This is a genomic window from Kocuria nitroreducens (genome assembly GCF_042879195.1).
Taxonomy (GTDB): domain Bacteria; phylum Actinomycetota; class Actinomycetes; order Actinomycetales; family Micrococcaceae; genus Kocuria; species Kocuria nitroreducens.
Genome location: NZ_JBHZTC010000008.1, coordinates 71,494 through 90,819, shown reverse-complemented (window position 1 = coordinate 90,819; position 19,326 = coordinate 71,494). Strand labels below are relative to the sequence as shown.

The window sequence follows — 19,326 nt, the reverse complement described above, 5'->3', positions numbered from 1 at the left end:
ACCTGTGCTGCTGCGACGGGCCGCTCCTGCACGGCCCGCCCTACGGTGGCTACAGTCTAGTGCGCCGCGGACTCCGCGGCGGCACGCTCCACGGGCGCTGTCGCACGGACCTCCTGCTCCTGGATGGCGGGCTCCCCGCGGCGCAGCAGCGCGTAGAGGGGCGCGGCCACGAACAGGGTGGCCGCGGTGCCCACGATGATCCCGACGAACAGGGACAGGGACAGGTCCTTGAGGGTGCCCGCACCCAGGACGAGCCAACCGATGAACAGGATCGAGCCCACCGGCAGGATGCCCACCACGGAGGTGTTGATCGAGCGCACCAGGGTCTGGTTGACGGCGAGGTTCACCTGGTCGGAGAACGTCCGCGCGGCCCGCTCCGGCGGCGCCGTGCCGTCGAGCAGGCCCTCGGTGTTCTCCCGGACCTTGTCGAAAACCACCACGGAGTCGTAGAGCGAGTAGCTGAGCACCGTGAGGAAGCCGATCACCGCGGACGGGGTGACCTCGAAGCCCACGAGCGAGTAGATCCCGGCGGTGATCGCCACCGAGGCGAGCATGCCCGCGACCGCCGAGACCGACATCTTCCAGGTGCGGAAGTACAGGGCCATCAGCGCGGTGGCCAGGACCACGAAGATCACCAGGCCCCGCAGGGCCTGGCTGGTGACGCCGGCCCCCCACGTGGGACCTACGAAGTTGGAGGTGACCTCCTCCTCGCTCACGCCGTAGGCCTCGACCAGCGCGTCCTTGACGGCGAGCGTCTGGTCGTCGTCGAGCTGCTCGGTGCGCACCCGGACGGTCTCCGGGGCGATGTTCGTGACCTCGACCTCCGCGGCGTCCGAGGACGCGGCGACGGCGCGCCGGCCGGTGTCGATGTCCGGTTCGGCCACGGAGGACACGGTGAACTCGGACCCACCGGTGAAGTCGATGCCGAGGTTGAAGCCGCCCTTGGCGACGGGCACGAGCAGGGAGAGCAGGACGAGGACGCCCACGATCGCGAGCCACTGCTTGGCCCGGGCCACGAAGGGGTAGGAGGTCCGCCCGCTGTGCAGGGCGTTGCCGAAATCAGCGAACCGGGACATCAGGCGTTCTCCTCGGGAGTGCGGGCGGCGGACGACGACGCGCCGACCGGCGCTCCGTCCGGTGCCGCCACGGACGGGGGGTCCTGCGGCACGGTCTGTCCTGCGCGCCGGCGCCGCTCGGCGATGGTCAGGCCGTCGTGCTCCGCCCGGGGTTCGCGCAGCCGTCCGGCGCCCCGGTACAGGGGCACCGCGTCGAGAGCCTCGGGGCTGAGCCCCGAGTGCTTCCCGCCGCCGCCGAAGTAGCGGGTGCGGGCGAGCAGGACCATCATCGGGTGCGTGAAGAGGAACACGACGAGGAGGTCGGCGATCGCGGTGAGGCCGAGGGTGAACGCGAAGCCGCGCACGTTGCCCACGGCCACGAAGTACAGGACCGCCGCGGCCAGCAGGTTCACGGCCTTGGAGGCGAGCACGGTCTGGCGGGCACGCTGCCACCCGTGGTCGACCGCCGCGGGGATGGAGCGGCCGCTGCGGATCTCGTCGCGGATGCGCTCGAAGTAGACGATGAACGAGTCGGCGGTCTGGCCGATCGCCACGATCAGGCCCGCCACGCCGGCCAACGACAGCCGGTAGTTCGCGGACCAGCCCAGCAGGGTGATCGCCAGCCAGGTCAGCACGCCCGCGACCACGAGCGAGCTGATGGTCACGAGGCCCAGCAGCCGGTACTGGAACAACGAGTACACGCACACGAGCACCAGGCCGATGATCCCGGCGATGATGCCCATCCGCAGCTGATCGGCGCCCAGGGTCGCGGAGATCTGCTGCTCCGACTGGATCTCGAAGCTCATCGGCAGCGCGCCGTACTTGAGCTGCTCGGACAGGAACTTGGCCTGCTCCTCGGTGAACTGGCCCGTGATCTGGGCCTGGCCGTCGGAGATCACGGCGTTCATCGACGGGGCGGAGACCACTTGGCCGTCGAGCAGGATCGCGAACTGGCTGCGGGGGTCCCCGGGCGTGGCGCTGCCGATGCCGTAGAGCCGCTCGGAGAGCTGCCGGAAGGTGTCCGTGGCCTCGGGGCCGAACTGCAGGTTCACGGCGAACTGGTTCAGGGACACTCCCTGGGAGTTCTGGGCCGTGCCGTAGGAGGCGTCCTCGATCCCGGTGCCCTGGATCTCGACCGGGCCCAGGAGGTACTTGGTGCCGGTCTCGGGCTCGCAGGCGACGACGGGCGCGTCGGCGTCCTGGGCCTCCCGCTCCTCGGGGGACTGCGGCACGGTGCAGTCGGTCTCCTCGAACTCCCGGAACAGATCCGGGGTGATCCAGTTGGGGTCCGAGGCGTCGGTGGGCTCGGCGCTGGGCTCGGGCACGTCGTCGTCGGCGACGCGCTGGTCCTCGGGCACCGGCTCCGCCGCGGCGGTGGTGAGCACGGGCCGGAAGTTCATCTGCGCCGACGTCTGGATGAGCTCACGGGTCTGGGCGGAGGGCACGCCGGGCATGGAGACCACGATGTTGCTGCCGGACTGGGTGGCGATCTCCGCCTCCGCCACGCCCGAGCCGTCGACGCGCTGGCGGATGATCTCCACGGCCTGGTCCAGCTGCTCGGCGGTGATCTCCTGGCCGGTGTCGTCGCCCTGCAGGGACGGGGAGAGGATCATCTGCGTTCCGCCCTCGAGGTCCAGGGCCAGCTTGGGACCCCACCCGGTGCGGTCGGTGCCCGTTCCCCAGGCCAGCAGCCCGGCCAGAAGGGCGAGCAGCACGGTCAGCCCGATCAGGGACCGCCGGGCGGTCGAGAGCGCGGCCCGCACCCCGGACCGCGCCGGTGCGGTCGAGCCGCCCCGACCGGACGGCCCGTCCGGTCCTGCGGGCCCCGGGTCACCGGAGGTCTTGGGTGTGGTCAGTGCCATGGTCTTCCTTACGAACGACGGTCCGGCGGGGCCGGGCCTGTGCATGGGAACGGGCCGACCATCGGTCGGCCCGTCGTCCCGTGGGGGGTCAGTCGTTGCGCTGCCCGGGATCGCGCCGGGGGTCGTCGTCCAGGGGCTCGACCGGGGTCGACCCCGCGCCGGGGGCGTCGGGCTCGATCACGGACGGCTCGGCCTGGGTCTCGGGGGCGGCGGCGGGGGCCACCTCGTCCTCGACGACCGTCGTGACGGTCTGCAGGTGCACGGTCACGGCGGTGCCCGGAGCGATCTCCAGGACGACCTTGTTGGTGTCCCGGTCGATCGAGCGCACCGTGCCGTAGAGGCCGTAGTTCGTCATGACCTCGGTGCCGGGGCCCATGGCCGCCTGCTTCTCCTTGACCTGCGCCAAAGCCTTCTTCTGCCGGCGCATGGGCAGCCAGAGCAGGAGCACCATGGCCACGAGCATCAGAGGCAGCAACCAGGCGGTGCCCCCTCCCGTGGGCTGGGCGGCCTGGGCGGGGAGGGACTGGGCGAGGAGGAGCGGGCTCACGGACTTCCGTTCGATCGGCGGTGGGTGTCCTCACCATGGTAGGGGATCCAGCTCGGAGCGTCCTGGACCGCACCCGGAGAGCCGGTCCGGGGGTTGCCGCCGCTCTCAGTCCTCGAACAGCGGCGGGGCGTCCTCGGCGGCGGCCGGGGGCCCGGCCGTCCCGCCGAAGGCGGCCCGCAGCCCGGGGTCCTTGAACGCGGCGTGCTCGGGCGGGCGCAGTCCCAGGTGGTCCCAGGCCGCGGCCATCGCGATCCGGCCCCGGGGTGTCCGGCCGAGCAGGCCCTCGCGGACCAGGTAGGGCTCGGCCACGGTCTCGACCGTCTCGGTCTCCTCCCCCACCGCGATCGCCAGGGTGGACAGGCCCACGGGCCCGCCGCCGAACTTCGTCACGAGCGCCTCGAGCACCGAGCGGTCCAGGCGGTCGAGGCCGCGGGCGTCCACCTCGTACATATCGAGGGCCGCGGAGGAGGTGCGGGCGTCGATCCGGTCGATGCCGTGCACGAGAGCCCAGTCCCGCACCCGGCGCAGCAGCCGGTTGGCGATGCGCGGGGTGCCCCGGGACCGGGAGGCGACCTCGCTGAAGCCCTCGGCGGTCATCGCGAGGTCCATGAGCCCGGCGGAGCGGCGCAACACGAGCTCGAGCTCCTCCACGGAGTAGAACTCGAGGTGGCCGGTGAAGCCGAAGCGGTCGCGCAGCGGGCCGGGCAGCAGACCCGCCCGCGTGGTGGCACCCACCAGGGTGAAGGGCGGCAGATCCAGGGGGATGGACGTGGCACCGGCTCCCTTGCCGACCACGATGTCCACCCGGAAGTCCTCCATCGCCATGTAGAGCATCTCCTCGGCGGGCCGGGACATGCGGTGGATCTCGTCGAGGAACAGCACCTCCCCCTCGGTCAGGGAGGACAGGATCGCGGCGAGGTCACCTGCGTGCTGGATGGCCGGGCCGGAGGAGATCCGCAGGGGCGCGCCCATCTCCTCGGCGATGATCATGGCCAGGGTCGTCTTGCCCAGCCCGGGAGGCCCCGAGAGCAGGACGTGGTCGGCGGAGCGACCCCGCATCCGGGAGGCCTCGAGCACCAGCGAGAGCTGCTGGCGCACCCGCTTCTGCCCCACGAACTCGTCGAGGTTCGCGGGCCGCAGTGCCGACTCCAGCTGCTTCTCGTCGGGCTCGTCCTCCGCCGAGACCAGCCGGTCCCGGGAGTTCACGGCGGCTCCGTCCTCACGGGCCATGCTCAGACACCCCGCTCAGCGGTGGCCCGGGACCCGGCCTTGGCCGCGCCGAGCCACCCGAGCACGGCGCGCAGGATCATGGGGACGTCCCCGGACGCGGCGAGCTCCTCCCGGCCGTCGAGGGCGTCGGCGATGCCCCGGGCGGCGTCCTTCTCGTTCCAGCCCAGGCCCACGAGGGCCTCGAGCACCTGCGCCCGCCACGGCTCCATCGGGGCGGCGTCGGGCTGGGCGGGACGGTCCGGGACGATGAGCTTGTCGGCCAGCTCCAGCACGATCCGGCGGGCGCCCTTGGGGCCGATGCCGGGGACGGTGGTGAAGGCTTTGGCGTCCCCCTGGGCGATGGCGCGGTGGACGGCGTCGGGTCCGAGCACGGAGAGCGCCGCCAGGGCGGTGCGGGGGCCCACACCGCTGACACCGAGCATGATCTCGAAGACCTCGCGCTCGGCGGGGCTGCGGAAGCCGAAGAGCAGCGGGGCCTCGTCCTTGCGGGCCACGTAGGCCGTGTCGAGCCGGATCTCTCTCCCGATCCGCAGACCGGACAGGGTCTCCGGCGTCGCCTGGACCTGGACGCCGAAGCCGCCCACCGCCACGACGGCGGTGGTGAGGCCGACGTGCTCGACCTGTCCCGTGATGGACGCGATCACCGCGCGACTCCTTCCCGTGCCCCGGCGGGGCCGAGCACGGTTGCTCGAACAGATCTACGAATGAGGGCTCGCGGGCCACTCTAGCAGTGGGCACCGACTCAGCGGCGCCCGCCCCGCTTGGCGCGGTGCTCCGCCTCGGCCCAGGCCCGCTGGGCGGGGGTCATGCCGGTGCGGGCGGCGGCCAGGGGGCGGGCGCCCTGGTGCGTCTCGGTCCGGGCCGTCGCGTCCACGCCCGTGCCGCCGCCGCGCCAGCCGTGGCAGATGGCGATGGCCAGGGCATCGGCTGCGTCGGCGGGCCGTGGCGCCTCGTCGAGCCGGAGGATGCGCGCGACCATGCGGGCCACGGACGCCTTGTCGGCCCGCCCCTCCCCCGTCACCGCGGCCTTGACCTCGGACGGGGTGTGCCAGGCCACCGGCACGCCGTGGCGGGCCGCCGAGGCGATCACCGCCCCGGAGGCGTGGGCCGTGCCGATGACCGTGTTCACGTTGGTCTGGGCGAAGACGCGCTCCAGGGCGAGGGCGTCGGGCCGGTACCGCTCGATCCAACGCTCGGTGGCCTCCCAGATCCGCAGCACGCGCACGTCGAGCGGGTCGGCGGCGTCCGTGCCGGCCACGCCGACGTCCACGCAGGACGCGGTGCGGTTGCCGGCCATGTCGATCAGGCCGAATCCGCACCGTGTCAGTCCGGGGTCGACCCCGAGGATCCGCTGCGTGGCCGTGGTCAGTCCTCGGAGTCGAGCTGGGCCATGACGTCGGCGGGGATGTCAGCGTTGGCGTAGACGTTCTGCACGTCGTCGAGCTCCTCGACGGCGTCGACCAGGCGCAGGAACTTCCGGGCACCCTCGGCGTCCAGCTCGACCAGCATGCTGGGGCGGAACTGGGGGTCGTCGTTGTTGTACTCGAGCCCGGCCTCGTCGAGGGCCGAGCGGATCGCGGGCAGGTCGGTGGCCTCGGAGACGACTTCGAACACGTCGTCCTGCTCCACGACCTCGTCGGCGCCCGCGTCCAGGACCGCCATGAGGACGTCGTCCTCGGTCAGCCCGTCGGTGCGGGTGACCTCCGCGACGCCCTTGCGCTCGAAGAGGAACGCGACGGAGCCGGAGTCGGCCATCGTGCCGCCGTTGCGGGTCACGGCCACGCGCACCTCGGAGGCCGCGCGGTTCTTGTTGTCGGTGAGGCACTCGATGTACAGCGCCGTGCCCTGCGGGCCGCGGGCCTCGTAGAGGATCTCCGTGTAGTCGACGACCTCACCGGTCAGGCCCGCGCCGCGCTTGATCGCCCGGTCGATGTTGGCGACCGGCACCGAGTTCTTCTTGGCCTTGGACACGGCCAGGTCCAGCGCCGGGTTGCCGGCGGTGTCGGGCCCGCCCATGCGCGCGGCCACCTCGATGCCCTTGATGTACTTGGCGAAGGCCTTCGCGCGCTTGGCGTCGATCGCGGCCTTCTTGTGCTTGGTCGTGGCCCACTTGGAGTGTCCTGACATGCGTCCCTCCTCGGGAAGTCGTTCGCGGTCGGCCGGGACGCGGCGGTCGTCGTCCCGGCACGGCCCGCCCCGGCGGTGGCCGGGACGGGCCGGAGAAGTCCTGCTCCATTCTACCGGGTGCTTCCGCGCCCGGCCGGGGGTCTAGCGGGGCCGGGCCTGCGCGACCTCCCGGGCCCGCTCGGCCAGGGTGTCGTCCAGCGGTGCGGCGTCGAAGTCCCCGAGCCGCCGTTCCACGGCGGCGCGGATGAGGTGGTCGGCCACGGCGGGGTTCTTGGGTAGCATCGACCCGTGCAGGTAGGAGCCCACCACGTGGTGCACGCGTGCGCCCTCGGTGCCGTCCTCGCCGTTGTTGCCCGCGCCCTTGAGCACCGTTCCCAGCGGTGTCTGGCCCGGGCCGAGGCGGGTGACCCCGGAGTGGTTCTCGTAGCCGACGACGGTCCCGAACTCCGGGGACTCCAGCACGATGTTGCCGATCAGGCGCGTCGGCCCGCCCACCGTGATCAGGTCCAGGATGCCGATGCCGGGCAGGGTCTCGCCCGCGCCGGTGCGGAACTCGTGGCCGAAGAGCTGGTAGAGGCCGCAGATCGCGAGCATCGGCACGCCGCCGGCGGCCATGGCCCGCAGCTCGGGGGCGATCCGCTGCAGGTCCTCCAGGACCCGGAACTGCCCGGAGTCCTGGCCGCCGCCGCCCACCAGGAGATCGGCGTCGGCAGGGAACGGGTCCCCGGGGTTGTGGTCGCTCAGGCGCACGGCAAAGCCGTACTTCTCGAGCCGGCGCTTGAGGGTGAGGGTGTTGCCCCAGTCCCCGTAGATGTTCATGTCCCGGGGATAGAGCTGGACGAGGTGGACGGTGCGGTCGGTCATGGAGGCTCCGCTCAGATCTCGGCGACCTCGGCCACGCGGGACAGCTCCCGGCGCAGCTCGAGCATGGACGTGTAGGTGCAGAAGACGCGCATGGGCCGGTCCCCGGCCCCGGCGACGAAGCGCCGCAGGGCGTCGCCGAGGCCCGGGACCACCTCGCGCACCGCGACCTCGTCGTAGTCCAGGCGCAGGGCCATGTCCCACGCCCGGGTGCCGGCCACCACGTCCACACCGCCCGAGCGCAGGGAGTGGAAGTCGACGTCCCACAGCCAGGAGACGTCGCGGCCGTCGGCGTACTCGTCGTTGATGGCGATCATCGTGGCGTAGTCGCCCGGCCGGGCCGAGGCCAGCGAGAGGCGGAACCCGGCCGGGTTCTTCACGAGCAGCAGCTGCAGCGGCCGGCCGTCCACGGTGATGGTCTCCCCGCGGCCGAAGGCGGGGGTGACCCTGGAGAGCTCGTCCACCAGGCCGGCGCGGTCCGCGTCGGGGCCGGCCACGGCGAGCGCCAGGGCGAGGGCGGCCGCCGCGTTGTACATGTTGTAGACGCCGTAGAGCTCCACGGTGGTCTCGACGGCCTCCCCGCCCACCGTGAGCCGGACCCGGTTCGCCTCGAAGGACGTCAGCTCCACGTCGGCGGCCGGCCGGGGCGCCAGCTCCGCCTCGTGGTCGGCCTCGGCGTCGGGCCCGCCGGCCGAGCGCATGTCGTCGTCGGAGGGGAACATGGGCCGCAGCGGAGCGGAGAGCCCGAACCAGCGGGTCTGCGTGCCCTCGGGCACGTGCTCCGCGAGGGACACGATCCGGGGGTCCTCCCGGTTGAGCACCACGGTGCCCGTGGTGGCCGCCGCGATCCGGGCGAGCATCCGCCGGGTGGTGTCGATCTCGCCGAAGCGGTCGAGCTGGTCGCGCATGACGTTGAGCAGCAGCGCGTGGCGGGGCTTGACCTGCTTGACGAAGTGCACGGCGTGCGCCTCGTCGAGCTCGAGCACGGCGACGTCCGCGTCGAGGCGGCCGGTGAGGCTCATCTCCCCGAGCAGGGCCGCGGCGACGCCGCGCACGAAGTTGGAGCCCGTGCGGTTGGTGAACACCTTGTACCCCTGCGAGCGCAGCAGCTGCACGGCCATCTTGGTGGTGGTGGTCTTGCCGTTGGTGCCGCTGATCAGCACCACGCCGTGCGGCAGCTTCGCGAGCTCCTCGGCCACGAACCCGGGGTGCAGCCGCTCCATCACGAGGCCGGGAAAGGCGGAGCCTCCGCCGCGCAGGGTGGTCAGGTACCGGATGCCTTGGCCGAGCAGGCGCACGTGGGGTCTGGACATGCGCTCCATCCTATGGTCTGCGCCCGTGCGGGCCCGGGCGCCCGGGGAGCGCGGTCGGCGGTCCTGCTCCGCGACGCCCGGGGGACGGACGACGACGGAGCCCTCTGCGGCGGGTGGGCCGCTCCACCGCGCGATCGGGGGCGCGCTGTGGCGGCGGGACTGGTCCTGTGGTCCTGCGGCGCCGGCCGGCCCCTGGGCCGACGGCGTCGCGACCCGCTGTGCTGAGCGGAGGGGCGAAGTCCTGGCTCTCGCCGTGTCCTCAGGTCAGGCCCAGGCCTCCGTCGGTGGTGATCACCTGCCCGGCGACCCACCCGCCCTGGTCGGTGGCCAGCCAGCCGATCAGCCGCGCCGGATCCCTGGGGCGTCCCCAGCGGCCGAACGGGGTGGCCTGCCGCCACGCCTCGAGCTCCGCCAGGGACCGGTCGGTGGTGGCGGGGTCGAGGTAGCCGGTGTCGACCGGGCCCGGGTTGATCGTGTTCAGGACGATGCCGAGCTCGAGCAGCTCCGCGGCCACGGTGGGCGTCACCCCGGCCAGGGCGGCCTTGCTGGTGGCGTAGGCGACCTCGCCCCTCATCGGCCCCTGGCCCTGGCCCGAGGTCATCCAGAACACCCGGCCCGCCGTCCGCTCGTCGTCCGGTCTCCTCCTCCCGATCCGGTCGCCGGGCCGGGCAGGCACGGACCGCTCCGTCGTCGCGGCGTGCCGGTGGGCGAAGTGCCGGGTGAGCAGCAGGGTGGAGCGGGCGTTGGTGTCCCAGAACGCGTCCAGGATCTCGGCGGTCATGTCCAGGACGGACCCGTCCCCGCCGCTGCGGGCATGGTTGCAGACCAGGATGTCCAGCCGCCCGGTCAGGGAGCAGGCCCGGTCCACGAGGTCACCGACGGCGTCCGCGTCCCGCAGGTCCGCGGAGACGTCGCCGGTGACCGCACCGTCCTGCAGCGCGGCCCGGACCCCGTCGCGCACCGCGTCCAGGTCGTCGCCGCCCCACGGCTGGTCCGCGTCGTGGGGGCTGTAGTGGTGGAGGAACACGCTCGCGCCCAGGGCGGCGAGCTCGACGGCCACCGCGTACCCGATGCCGCGTCGACGGGAGACCCCGGTGACCAGGGCGGTCCTGCCCTGCAGGGGGTGCGCGGAGGAGGAGTGGGACATGGTGATGCTCCTGACGTGCTCGGTCGGCGGGATGTCGCTGGGCCGGTGGATCGGGCCGTCACAGCGGTGGGGTCCAGGGGGTCGTCCACGGCGTGCATCACCGGGCTCACGGCCTCGTTGCGGGGCGCTGCTCCGGCGACGGCGACCTCCCCGGCGGAGCGGACGACGACACGGCCGAGGCGCCGGACGAGCCAGGCCTCGACCGGTCTCAGCGCTCACGGTGCTCCCGCCGTCCCGCTGCCGCCGACGGGTGCGGTGCACGGTGCTGGACCGCCACGGCGAGCCGCGCGCCGGCGCGCGGATGTCCTCGGCCGTGGGGGCGTCAGGCAGGGCATCGCCGGTCATGCGACCGAGTAGAGCACATCCCGCTATCGTCGGACCATGACCGGGCACGAGCTGTTCCCCATCATCAACTGTGCGGATCTGCTGGGCACCCGCGCCTTCTACGAACGGGTGTTCCACGCCGTGCAGGCCTACCGGTTCCCCGAGGAGGGAGAGCCGACCTTCCTCGTGCTGCAGGTGGGAGACGGTCAGCTCGGTCTCAGCGTCGGCACCGCGGCGGCGCTGTACGGCGACACACCGCTGCCCGCCACCGGCCACGCGGTGGACCTGTGCATCTACGTCGAGGATCTTCCCGCCGTCGTCGAGGCCGCCCGCCGGTCCGGTGCCGCCGTGCCGGTCGATGCCCGGGCCATGCCGTGGGGCGAGACCGTCGCCTACGTCCGCGACCCCGAGGGCACCATGCTGCTGGTCGTCCGGTCCGGCCCGGGCCCGGAGGACCCGACGTCGTGAATGCCGGTCGGGGTCCTGAGGCCGAGCGCTGTCCGTCCCCGCCGGCGACCGCGAAGAACGCCCCCGAGGAGCCGGCGGAGGAGTCGATGCCGGTGGCTGCCGACCTCGCCCTCAGGCACCCGGAGGAGTCATGTACTCCCCCGCACGTGCGCGGCACGACCTCCCGGGCGGACCCGGGTGCGCCGCGACCCGCCGCCGAGGCCGACGCCCAGCGGCGGGAGGTCCGGGCCGCCCTGGGCCGGCGGACCGCTCCCCTGTGGCCGGCTCATGCGCCGGTGCGGCCGTCGACGGCGGCAGCGACCCGCCGGGACTGGCAGCAGGTCCATCGCCGGGCCGGGTTGGAGATCCAGCACCACGCGCTGGTGCTGCGCCGGATCACCACCGTCTACGTCGTCGCCGTCGCCGAGGCCCACTTCGAGGCCGGCTGGAGCATCGCCGACGTCCTGCACGCCCTGGACTGGACCCCGCGGGCGGTGCGCTACACCCATGACTCGGTGACCGGGATCGAGAACCCCGGAGCCTGGTTCGCCGCCCGCCTGCGCGCCTGGACCCACCAGGACGGCACCCCGATGCGCTCTTTCGACCAACGCGCCGCCGCGGAGGCCGGGCAGCGGCGCGCCGGGGCCCTCGCGGCCGCTCAACGGCACGCCGCCCGCCAGGCCCGGCAGCAGAGCGCCGGGACGGACGCCGGAGGGGCTCGTCCGTCGGTTCACCGCGCCGGCTGGGGGCGGCAGGCCCGAGGGCTAGGTTCTCGGCTCGTACCGCATCGCCACCGCTCCCGAGCTCAGCTCCAGCCGGCCCACGAGCGTCAGATCGACATGCCTCGACAGCCCCGCGAACAAGGTCGGCCCGTGGCCCGCGAGCCGGGGATGCACCACGAACTCGTACTCATCGATCAGTCCCAGCTCCGTCAGTGCCAGGGGGAGCGTCACACCGCCCACGAGCAGTCCCTTGCCCGACTCCCGCTTGAGCTGCTGAACGGCCTTGCCCAGGTCTCCGCGCACGAGTTCCGCGTTCCAGTCGACGCGCTCCAGGGTGCTCGACACGACGTACTTCTGTGCCGCATCGATCGTCCGGGCGAAGGGTTCCAGCTCATCAGGACTCGCTCCCGCCGGCGGCCGCCACGCTGATTCCATCAGCTCGTAGGTCACCCGGCCGAAGAGCAGGGCATCGGCCCGGCTGAGGGTCTCCACCGCGTGACGATGCAGCTCCTCGTCCGCGGGGATCGCACGGTGGTCGCAGCACCCGTCCAAGGTGACGTTGACGGAGTACCGCAGAGGTCCCATGGCGCAAGAGTACCGCCGCTGGGCTGCCCGGCGAGGCGTCGCGTGAACGGTGATCCGATGTTGCGCGGGTGGAACGGTGGCTGCGGCCACTGCATGGAGGTTCCCGCCAGGTCCGCCTGCTGTGCTGTGGCCGGAACCCGCTCGCCACGACTGAGGCAGGTACGCCATCGGAGATCAGATCGCCGTGATCGGCGCCGGAGCCGTCGGATCAGCCCTGGCCCGTGAGCCGGCCGGCAACGGCACTCACGAGGTCCCCGTGCCGGTTGCACGCCTGCACTCGTGATGACCGTCGACGACACGCACGGGGGCCGGCGGCGCCCCCGGCGGCCGCTCCTGGTTCTTCTTCTGCTGCTCGGAATGCTCGCCGGAGGACTGGTGCTCTTCGGGCCAGGCCTCCTCAACGGCCTGCGTTCAGGGGACGAGTGGCTGCGCTGGGGCCCGGAGTGCACGGTCGAGACCTCGGAGGGAGAGGTCGGGCTCGACCGTGAGCAAGCGAAGCTGGCCACCACGGCGGTGGCGCTCGCGGCCCGTGGGGCGGAGGCCCCGGACACCTCCGGTCTCGACGAGACGGTGCTGCAACGCCTGGCCGACGGGCCGCCCGGGGACGCCGGTGCGAGCCTGGCCTGCCGAGGCACGGCCGCCGGTGATCTGCCGGAACAGCAGCTGACCGGGACCGGTCTCACCCCGCGCGCCGAGCAGCTCCGCCGGGCGATGACCGAGGTGTTCGGCGAGCAGAGCCTGGGCGGGTTCGCCCCCGGCGGAGTCGACCAGGGCCACGGAGCGGAGTCGACGCACTACGACGGCCGCGCCGTTGACGTCTTCTTCCGCCCGGTGACCGAGGAGAACCGGCGGGAGGGATGGCTGCTGGCCCACTGGCTGGTCGCTCATGCCGAGGACCTGGACGTCCAGTACGTCATCTTCGACGACCGGTTCTGGAGCGCCCACAGCCCGCGAGGGCAGTGGCGGGACTACGACGCGCCCGACCCCGGCAACGAGATCCTGCGCCACCTCGACCACGTGCACGTGGACGTGCTGCGCGGAGGTCCTGGCTGAGGAACAGGTCGTGGCCTCGCTCCGGCCACGGCGGCCGACGACGATGGGACCCGGGGCATGCCCGCACGACGGGACGGGTGTGCACGGGCGACGGCCGGTCCTCGGGCGGGTCGATCTCAGCCGACGCCGGGATGCGCCCGCCGAAGAAGTCCCTTCCCGTGTTGAGGTAGGCAGTATGGTGGCCGCCGCCGAAGATGACGGTGGCATGACGGTGATCACGAGAGCGGTTGATGCGGAGTGGGAGGTCTTTCACCGGCGTGTCGTCGAAGGATTGCCCGTTGGAGGACACGATCGCCCGCGAATCGGTGAGCCCGTAGACCGTCATCGTCTGGCGGCGCTTCTTGTCGACGAAGCGACCGACCATGAAGCACAGGCCCACCAGCACGAACGGGATGCCCCACAGGGCAAAGAGGAGTGACCCGCTGCTGGTGACGGCCTGCCACTCCCAGTCGATCGATTCCTGCCTTCTGCCCCGGGGACGGGGAAGGCGAGCCATCCCGCGTTGCCGCGGGGATGCACGGGGTTGGCGGACTCCTCGACGATCCAGGTGATCGTTCCTGCGACGACGGCGATGGCGCCGCTGATGCCGGTGACCATCAGGGCCACCCGACGCGACGACCTGGGCGGTTTCCTCCTGCGCTCGATCCCTCCCGCTCGCTCGTCCGTGCTTGGACGCTACTGGTCGTCCCCCACGGGAGCCAGGACGCACGAGAGGGGAAGCATCGTGCGCGGCAAAGGGAGGGTGCAGCTCCCGCTGGCACCGTCGACCGTGAGCATCGACGACTGCGACACGACCCGTTCCCGGCATCGGCCGGCGTTGCGCCGTACGCGGTCGCGTTGGCCGGTCGAGCCGTGCAGGCAGGCAGGATCGTGATCCACGCGGGTGCAGGCATCAGCCGCTCTACCCCACCGACCCGGTGGGCCGGCTGCAGTTCAGCGTGCTGAGAATGGTGGCCGAGTTCGAGTCCGACGGGCGCGGCGTGGAAGCACCACCGTCACACGGGGAGGCTAGTCTTAAGTGCGCCCGTCCGCCCACCACGACAGAAGCCGGCCCTTGGACAACCCACTCCTGCGCCCCAGCGAGCTCCCCTACGAGCTGCCCGACTTCGGGCGGATCAAGGAGGAGCACTTCCTGCCGGCCTTCGAGGCGGCGATGGCGCAGGACCTCGCGTGCGTGCGGGCGATCGTGTCCGACCCGGACCCGCCCACCTTCGCCAACACCATCGAGGCCCTCGAAGGCGGAGGCCTGGCCCTGGACCGGGTCGAGTCCGTCTTCTTCACGCTGACCGCCGCCCACAACACCGAGGGCGTCCAGCGGATCTACCAGGAGCTCGCCCCGCGGCTGTCGGAGCACAAGGCGGACTTCACCCTCAACAAGGACCTCTACGCCCGGGTGCGGCGGGTCGACCGCACCGGCCTGGAGCCGTGGCAGCTGCACGCGCTGGACGAGTACGTCTCCTGGTTCGCGAACTCCGGCGCGGAACTCACCCTGGACGACCAGCAGCGGCTGCGAGAGATCAACGACGAGCTCTCGCAGCTGAGCATCCGCTACGGCAACGACCTGATCCGGGAGGTCAACGCCTCCGCCGTGGTCGTCGACGACCCTGCGGAGCTGGACGGGCTGTCTCCCGCGGACGTCGAGGCCGCCGCCTCCGCGGCCGCCGAGAACGGACAGCCGGGGCAGTACCTCCTCACACCCTCGCTGTTCACCGCCCAGCCGGTGCTGTCCGTGCTCACGGACCGCGCGCTGCGCCGGCGGATCCACCTCGCGGCCGTCCACCGCGGCACCGGCGAGCACGGCGGCGAGGGCTCGCAGAGCCGCACGGACCTGCTGCCCGCGGCCGCCCGGATCGCGCGGCTGCGCTCGGAGCAGGCCGGGCTGCTCGGCTACCGCAGCCACGGCGACCACGTCATGGCCGGGGCCACGGCGCCGTCCCAGGAGGCGGTGCACGAGATGCTGGAGCGGATCACCGGACCCGCCGTGCGCAACGCCCTCGAGGAGCGGGCCGAGCTCGAGGAGCTGGCCGGCCACCCGATCGAGGCGTGGGACTGGCCGTTCTGGGCCGAACGGCTGCGCCGGGAGCGCTATGCCGTGGACGCCTCCGCGCTGCGGGAGTACTTCGAGCTGGAGTCCGTGCTGGAGCACGGGATCTTCCGCACCGCCCGGGATCTCTACGGGCTGGTCTTCACCGAGCGCCCCGACCTGCACGGCTACCTGCCGCAGGTGCGGGTGTGGGAGGTGACCGACGAGGAGGGCCGTGGCGTCGGGCTGTTCCTGGGCGACTGGTTCACGCGGCCCACCAAGCAGGGCGGGGCCTGGATGGGCTCGCTGGTGCACCAGAACCGGCTGACCGGGCAGCGCCCCGTGGTCGTCAACAACGCGAACTTCACCCGACCGCCCGCGGGCAGGCCCAAGCTGCTCACGCTGGACGAGGTGGTGACGGTCTTCCACGAGTTCGGCCACGCCCTGCACGGGCTGCTCTCCGACGTGCACCTGCCCTCGTTCTCCGGGACGAAGGTGCCGCGGGACTTCGTGGAGTACCCCTCCCAGGTGCACGAGATGTGGGTGCTGCACCCGGAGGTGCTCCGGCACTACGCCCGCCACCACTGCACGGGCGAGCCAGTCCCCGAGGAGACCCTGGCAGGCCTGCGGGAGTCCTCCGCGCACGGGCAGGGCTTCCGGACCGTGGAGTACCTCGCCTCGACCTGGCTCGATCTGGCCTGGCACGGGATCGAGGACCCGGCCGAGCTGCCGGACCCGCGGACCGTGGAGCAGGAGGCGCTCACCCGAGCGGGGGTGGACGTGCCCGGCATCGCCCCGCGCTACCGGACCGGCTACTTCAAGCACATCTTCGCCGGCGGCTACTCCGCCGGCTACTACTCCTACATCTGGTCCGAGATCCTCGACGCCGACACGGCGCAGTGGTTCACGGCCCGCGGCGGGCTGACCAGGGAGAACGGGCGGCGCTTCGCCGAGGAGGTGCTCTCCCGGGGCAACGAGACCGCCCCGATGGAGGCCTTCGAGGCCCTGCTGGGACGCCGCCCGCACCTCGGCGCGCTGCTGGAGCGGCGCGGGCTCCAGCCGCGGGAGGAGTTCGTCCACCGGCAGCGCGGTGCGCCCGCCCGGGACGTCCGCGGCTGAGCGCCGCACCGCCCGGGGCCGGGTTCGGACGACCGGGTGCGGACGACCGGGTGCGGACGGCCGGGCCGAGGAGCAGGCCCCGGCGCCGGACGGAACCACCTCGCCGAAAGACCTGGCCGGAGTACCGGACCGAGGATTCAGGCCGCGGGCCAGGCGTCGGCGATGTCCTGGCGGGTGTCGCCCAGGGTCTGCATGATCGCCTTGGTCCCGGCGAGGACCGGCATGAAGTTGGCGTCCCCGTTCCAGCGGGGCACCACGTGCTGGTGCAGGTGCCCCGAGAGGGAGCCGCCGGCCGCGGCCCCCAGGTTGATGCCCACGTTGAAGGCGTGCGGGGACGCGACGCTGCGGATCGTCGCGACCGCGGTGCGGGTCAGGTCCGTCAGCTCCCGCAGTTCCTCCAGCTCGAGCTCCGTCAGATCGGCCACGTGCCGGTACGGGCAGACCATGAGGTGGCCGGGGTTGTAGGGGAACAGGTTGAGGATCACGAAGCAGTGCTCGCCGCGGTGGACGATCAGCGACTCCTCGTCCGCGCGGTCCGGGCCGTGGCAGAACGGGCACCCCGGGTCCTCGCGCACGGACGGGTCCTCCCCGCGCACGTAGGCGAGCCGGTGCGGGGTCCACAGCCGCTGGAAGCTGTCGGGCACCCCGGGGATCTCGAACTCGTCCTGGCGGATCCAGTGGTGCGGAGGCCCGGCGTCGGGCGCCGTCCCGGTCACTGACCCACCCCCGCCGTCTCCGCGGCGGCGCGGGGGTCCTCGGCGGCGGCCGTCGGCTCCTCGTTGACGCGGCGCTGGACGTGCGCCACGATCCGCTCGACGGCCTCGCCGACCGGGACGCCGTTGTCCTGCGAGCCGTCGCGGAAGCGGAAGGACACGGCGTTCGCCTCGGCGTCCTCCCCGCCCGCGATGAGCACGAACGGGACCTTCTCCTTGGAAGCGGTGCGGATCTTCTTGGGGAACCGGTCCGAGCCCGCGTCGAGCTCCACGCGCACGCCCCGGGCCCGCAGCGTGTCCACCACGCCCTGTAGGTAGGCGTTGAAGGCCTCGGCCACCGGGATCGCCACCACCTGCACCGGGGCCAGCCACGCGGGGAACGCCCCGGCGTAGTGCTCCACGAGCAAGCCCATGAACCGCTCCACGGACCCGAACAGGGCGCGGTGGATCATCACGGGCCGCTGCCGGGTGCCGTCGGCGGCCTGGTACTCGAGGTCGAAGCGCTCCGGCAGGTTGAAGTCGAGCTGGATGGTGGACATCTGCCAGGTGCGCCCGATCGCGTCCTTGGCCTGCACCGAGATCTTCGGGCCGTAGAACGCGGCGCCGCCGTCGTCCGGGACCAGGTCCAGCCCGGACTCGGCGGCGACCTCCGCGAGGGTGTTCGTGGCCTCCTCCCAAAGCTCGTCCGAGCCCACGAACTTCTCCGGGTCCTTGGTGGAGAGCTCGAGGTAGAAGTCGTCCAGCCCGTAGTCCTTGAGCAGGTCCAGCACGAAGGTGAGCGTGGTGGTCAGCTCCTCCTTCATCTGGTCCCGGGTGCAGTAGATGTGGGCGTCGTCCTGGGTCATGCCGCGCACCCGGGTCAGGCCGTGGACCACGCCGGACTTCTCGTACCGGTACACCTGCCCGAACTCGAACAGGCGCAGCGGCAGCTCGCGGTAGGAGCGCCCCCGGGACCGGAAGATCAGGTTGTGCATCGGGCAGTTCATGGGTTTCAGGTAGTAGTCCTGGCCCTGCTTGGTCAGCTCCCCGGTCTGCGGGTCCCGCTCCTCGTCCACGTGCATCGCGGGGAACATGCCCTCGCGGTACCAGTCGAGGTGGCCGGAGACCTCGTAGAGGTGCCCCTTGGTGATGTGCGGGGTGTACACGAACTCGTAGCCGGCCTCCGTGTGCCGCTCCCGGGAGTAGTCCTCCATGGTCTTGCGGATGATCCCGCCCCGGGGGTGGAACACCGGCAGACCGGAGCCGAGCTCGTCGGGGAAAGAGAACAGGTCCATCTCCGAGCCGAGCCGGCGGTGGTCGCGTCGCTCCGCCTCGGCGAGGCGGTCCTTGTACGCCGTGAGGTCCTCCTTGGAGGGCCACGCGGTGCCGTAGATGCGCTGGAGCTGCTTGTTCTTCTCGGAGCCGCGCCAGTAGGCGGCGGCCGAGCGCATGAGGGCGTAGCCGTTGCCGATCAGCTTGGTGTCCGGCAGGTGCGGGCCGCGGCACAGGTCCTTCCAGACCGTCTCCCCGGTCTTGCGGTCCACGTTGTCGTAGATCGTCAGCTCGCCGGCCCCGACCTCCACGGAGGCGCCCTCCGCGGCGGCGTCCACGTCGCCGCCGGAACCGGGGCCCTGGGACAGGCCGATGAGCTCGAGCTTGTACGGCTCGTCCGCCATCTCCGCCCGTGCCTCGTCCTCGCTCACCGCGCGGCGGCGGAAGGACTGGGTGGAGTTCACGATCCGCTGCATCCGCTTCTCGATGGCTTTGAGGTCCTCGGGCGTGAAGGGGTGCTCGACGTCGAAGTCGAAGTAGAAGCCGTCGGTGACGTAGGGGCCGATGCCGAGCTTCGCGTCCTCGTGCAGCTGCTGCACGGCCTGGGCCATGACGTGGGCGGCGGAGTGGCGTAGCACCTCGAGGCCCTCGGGCTCGGAGACCAGCACCCGCTCCACGTCGTCCCCGTCGGCCAGCTCGACGGCCAGGTCCCTGAGCTCGCCGTTGACCCGGGCCACCACCACCGAGCGGTCCTCGCGGTACAGGTCCGCGGCGGACGTCCCAGTCCCCACCGTGCGCTGCTCGCCGTCGACGGTGATCGTGAGGGGGGCGGACTCGGGCTGGTGCTCGGGCACGGTGGTCATGGGGAAGGTGCTCCTCGGGTCGGAAAACGGCACGCACCGGTACGGGGGGCGCGTGGCAGCGGCACCGGCAGGCGGCGCGCACTG

General features: G+C 72.4%; 17 protein-coding genes. 4 read left to right on the top strand and 13 right to left on the bottom strand.

All coding sequences use genetic code 11. The annotated features are described in order from the left end of the window. Positions 1-56 precede the first annotated feature (56 nt). The 10 genes from secF to ACFYE1_RS07195 all read right to left on the bottom strand — a co-directional run bounded on the left by secF (position 57) and on the right by ACFYE1_RS07195 (position 10,142). Positions 57-1,076 carry a protein translocase subunit SecF gene (gene secF / locus ACFYE1_RS07240; protein ID WP_387741393.1) on the bottom strand — a complete coding sequence of 340 codons (1,020 nt, stop codon included), beginning with the start codon at positions 1,074-1,076 and terminating at the stop codon, positions 57-59. After that, complete coding sequence (gene secD / locus ACFYE1_RS07235) at positions 1,076-2,917, bottom strand: protein translocase subunit SecD (protein ID WP_387741392.1); 1,842 nt, start codon at positions 2,915-2,917, stop codon at positions 1,076-1,078. Before secD ends, secF begins: the two co-directional genes overlap by 1 nt. 88 nt (positions 2,918-3,005) lie before the next feature. Beyond that, on the bottom strand, positions 3,006-3,464 hold the full coding sequence (yajC, locus tag ACFYE1_RS07230) for a preprotein translocase subunit YajC (RefSeq protein WP_387741390.1): 459 nt from the start codon (positions 3,462-3,464) through the stop codon (positions 3,006-3,008). A gap of 105 nt (positions 3,465-3,569) precedes the next feature. Beyond that, positions 3,570-4,694 carry a Holliday junction branch migration DNA helicase RuvB gene (ruvB, locus tag ACFYE1_RS07225; protein WP_387741388.1) on the bottom strand — a complete coding sequence of 375 codons (1,125 nt, stop codon included), beginning with the start codon at positions 4,692-4,694 and terminating at the stop codon, positions 3,570-3,572. Positions 4,695-4,696: 2 nt separating this feature from the next. Continuing rightward, on the bottom strand, positions 4,697-5,338 hold the full coding sequence (gene ruvA, locus ACFYE1_RS07220; protein WP_387741386.1) for a Holliday junction branch migration protein RuvA: 642 nt from the start codon (positions 5,336-5,338) through the stop codon (positions 4,697-4,699). A 98-nt stretch (positions 5,339-5,436) separates the two neighbouring features. Beyond that, positions 5,437-6,063, bottom strand: coding sequence for a crossover junction endodeoxyribonuclease RuvC (gene ruvC / locus ACFYE1_RS07215; RefSeq protein ID WP_387741508.1), 627 nt, complete (start codon positions 6,061-6,063; stop codon positions 5,437-5,439). Next, a complete protein-coding gene (locus tag ACFYE1_RS07210; protein WP_387741384.1) occupies positions 6,060-6,821 on the bottom strand; it encodes a YebC/PmpR family DNA-binding transcriptional regulator in 762 nt (253 codons plus the stop codon). The genes ruvC and ACFYE1_RS07210 overlap by 4 nt, the downstream gene beginning before the upstream one ends. Positions 6,822-6,962: 141 nt before the next feature. Next, on the bottom strand, positions 6,963-7,685 hold the full coding sequence (locus tag ACFYE1_RS07205; protein WP_387741383.1) for a type 1 glutamine amidotransferase: 723 nt from the start codon (positions 7,683-7,685) through the stop codon (positions 6,963-6,965). Positions 7,686-7,696: 11 nt separating this feature from the next. Then, on the bottom strand, positions 7,697-9,004 hold the full coding sequence (locus tag ACFYE1_RS07200) for a MurT ligase domain-containing protein (protein WP_387741381.1): 1,308 nt from the start codon (positions 9,002-9,004) through the stop codon (positions 7,697-7,699). A 250-nt stretch (positions 9,005-9,254) separates the two neighbouring features. Next, on the bottom strand, positions 9,255-10,142 hold the full coding sequence (locus ACFYE1_RS07195) for an SDR family oxidoreductase (protein WP_387741379.1): 888 nt from the start codon (positions 10,140-10,142) through the stop codon (positions 9,255-9,257). A gap of 381 nt (positions 10,143-10,523) precedes the next feature. On the opposite strand from ACFYE1_RS07195, the gene ACFYE1_RS07190 reads away from it, so the two are divergent. Then, positions 10,524-10,934, top strand: a complete 411-nt coding sequence (locus ACFYE1_RS07190; protein ID WP_387741377.1) for a VOC family protein — start codon at positions 10,524-10,526, stop codon at positions 10,932-10,934. A gap of 743 nt (positions 10,935-11,677) precedes the next feature. Here the strand turns inward: ACFYE1_RS07190 and ACFYE1_RS07185 are convergent. Continuing rightward, entirely contained in the window at positions 11,678-12,220 is a 543-nt protein-coding gene (locus ACFYE1_RS07185) for a dihydrofolate reductase family protein (protein WP_387741375.1), read from the bottom strand. Between the two features lie 282 nt (positions 12,221-12,502). On the opposite strand from ACFYE1_RS07185, the gene ACFYE1_RS07180 reads away from it, so the two are divergent. The 3 genes from ACFYE1_RS07180 (at position 12,503) to ACFYE1_RS07170 (ending at position 16,415) form a co-directional block, all read left to right on the top strand. Next, the gene (locus ACFYE1_RS07180; RefSeq protein WP_387741373.1) at positions 12,503-13,273 is read left to right on the top strand and encodes a hypothetical protein; all 771 of its coding nucleotides are present in this window, start codon (positions 12,503-12,505) and stop codon (positions 13,271-13,273) included. Between the two features lie 175 nt (positions 13,274-13,448). Continuing rightward, a complete protein-coding gene (locus ACFYE1_RS07175) occupies positions 13,449-13,691 on the top strand; it encodes a hypothetical protein (protein WP_387741371.1) in 243 nt (80 codons plus the stop codon). 636 nt (positions 13,692-14,327) lie between these two features. Beyond that, complete coding sequence (locus ACFYE1_RS07170) at positions 14,328-16,415, top strand: M3 family metallopeptidase (RefSeq protein WP_387741369.1); 2,088 nt, start codon at positions 14,328-14,330, stop codon at positions 16,413-16,415. Between the two features lie 137 nt (positions 16,416-16,552). Here the strand turns inward: ACFYE1_RS07170 and ACFYE1_RS07165 are convergent, their stop codons facing one another. Further along, positions 16,553-17,131 (bottom strand): HIT family protein, encoded by a 579-nt coding sequence (locus ACFYE1_RS07165; protein WP_387741367.1) that lies wholly within the window; start codon positions 17,129-17,131, stop codon positions 16,553-16,555. Next, positions 17,128-19,242, bottom strand: a complete 2,115-nt coding sequence (thrS, locus tag ACFYE1_RS07160) for a threonine--tRNA ligase (RefSeq protein ID WP_387741365.1) — start codon at positions 19,240-19,242, stop codon at positions 17,128-17,130. The genes ACFYE1_RS07165 and thrS overlap by 4 nt, the downstream gene beginning before the upstream one ends. Positions 19,243-19,326 lie beyond the last annotated feature (84 nt).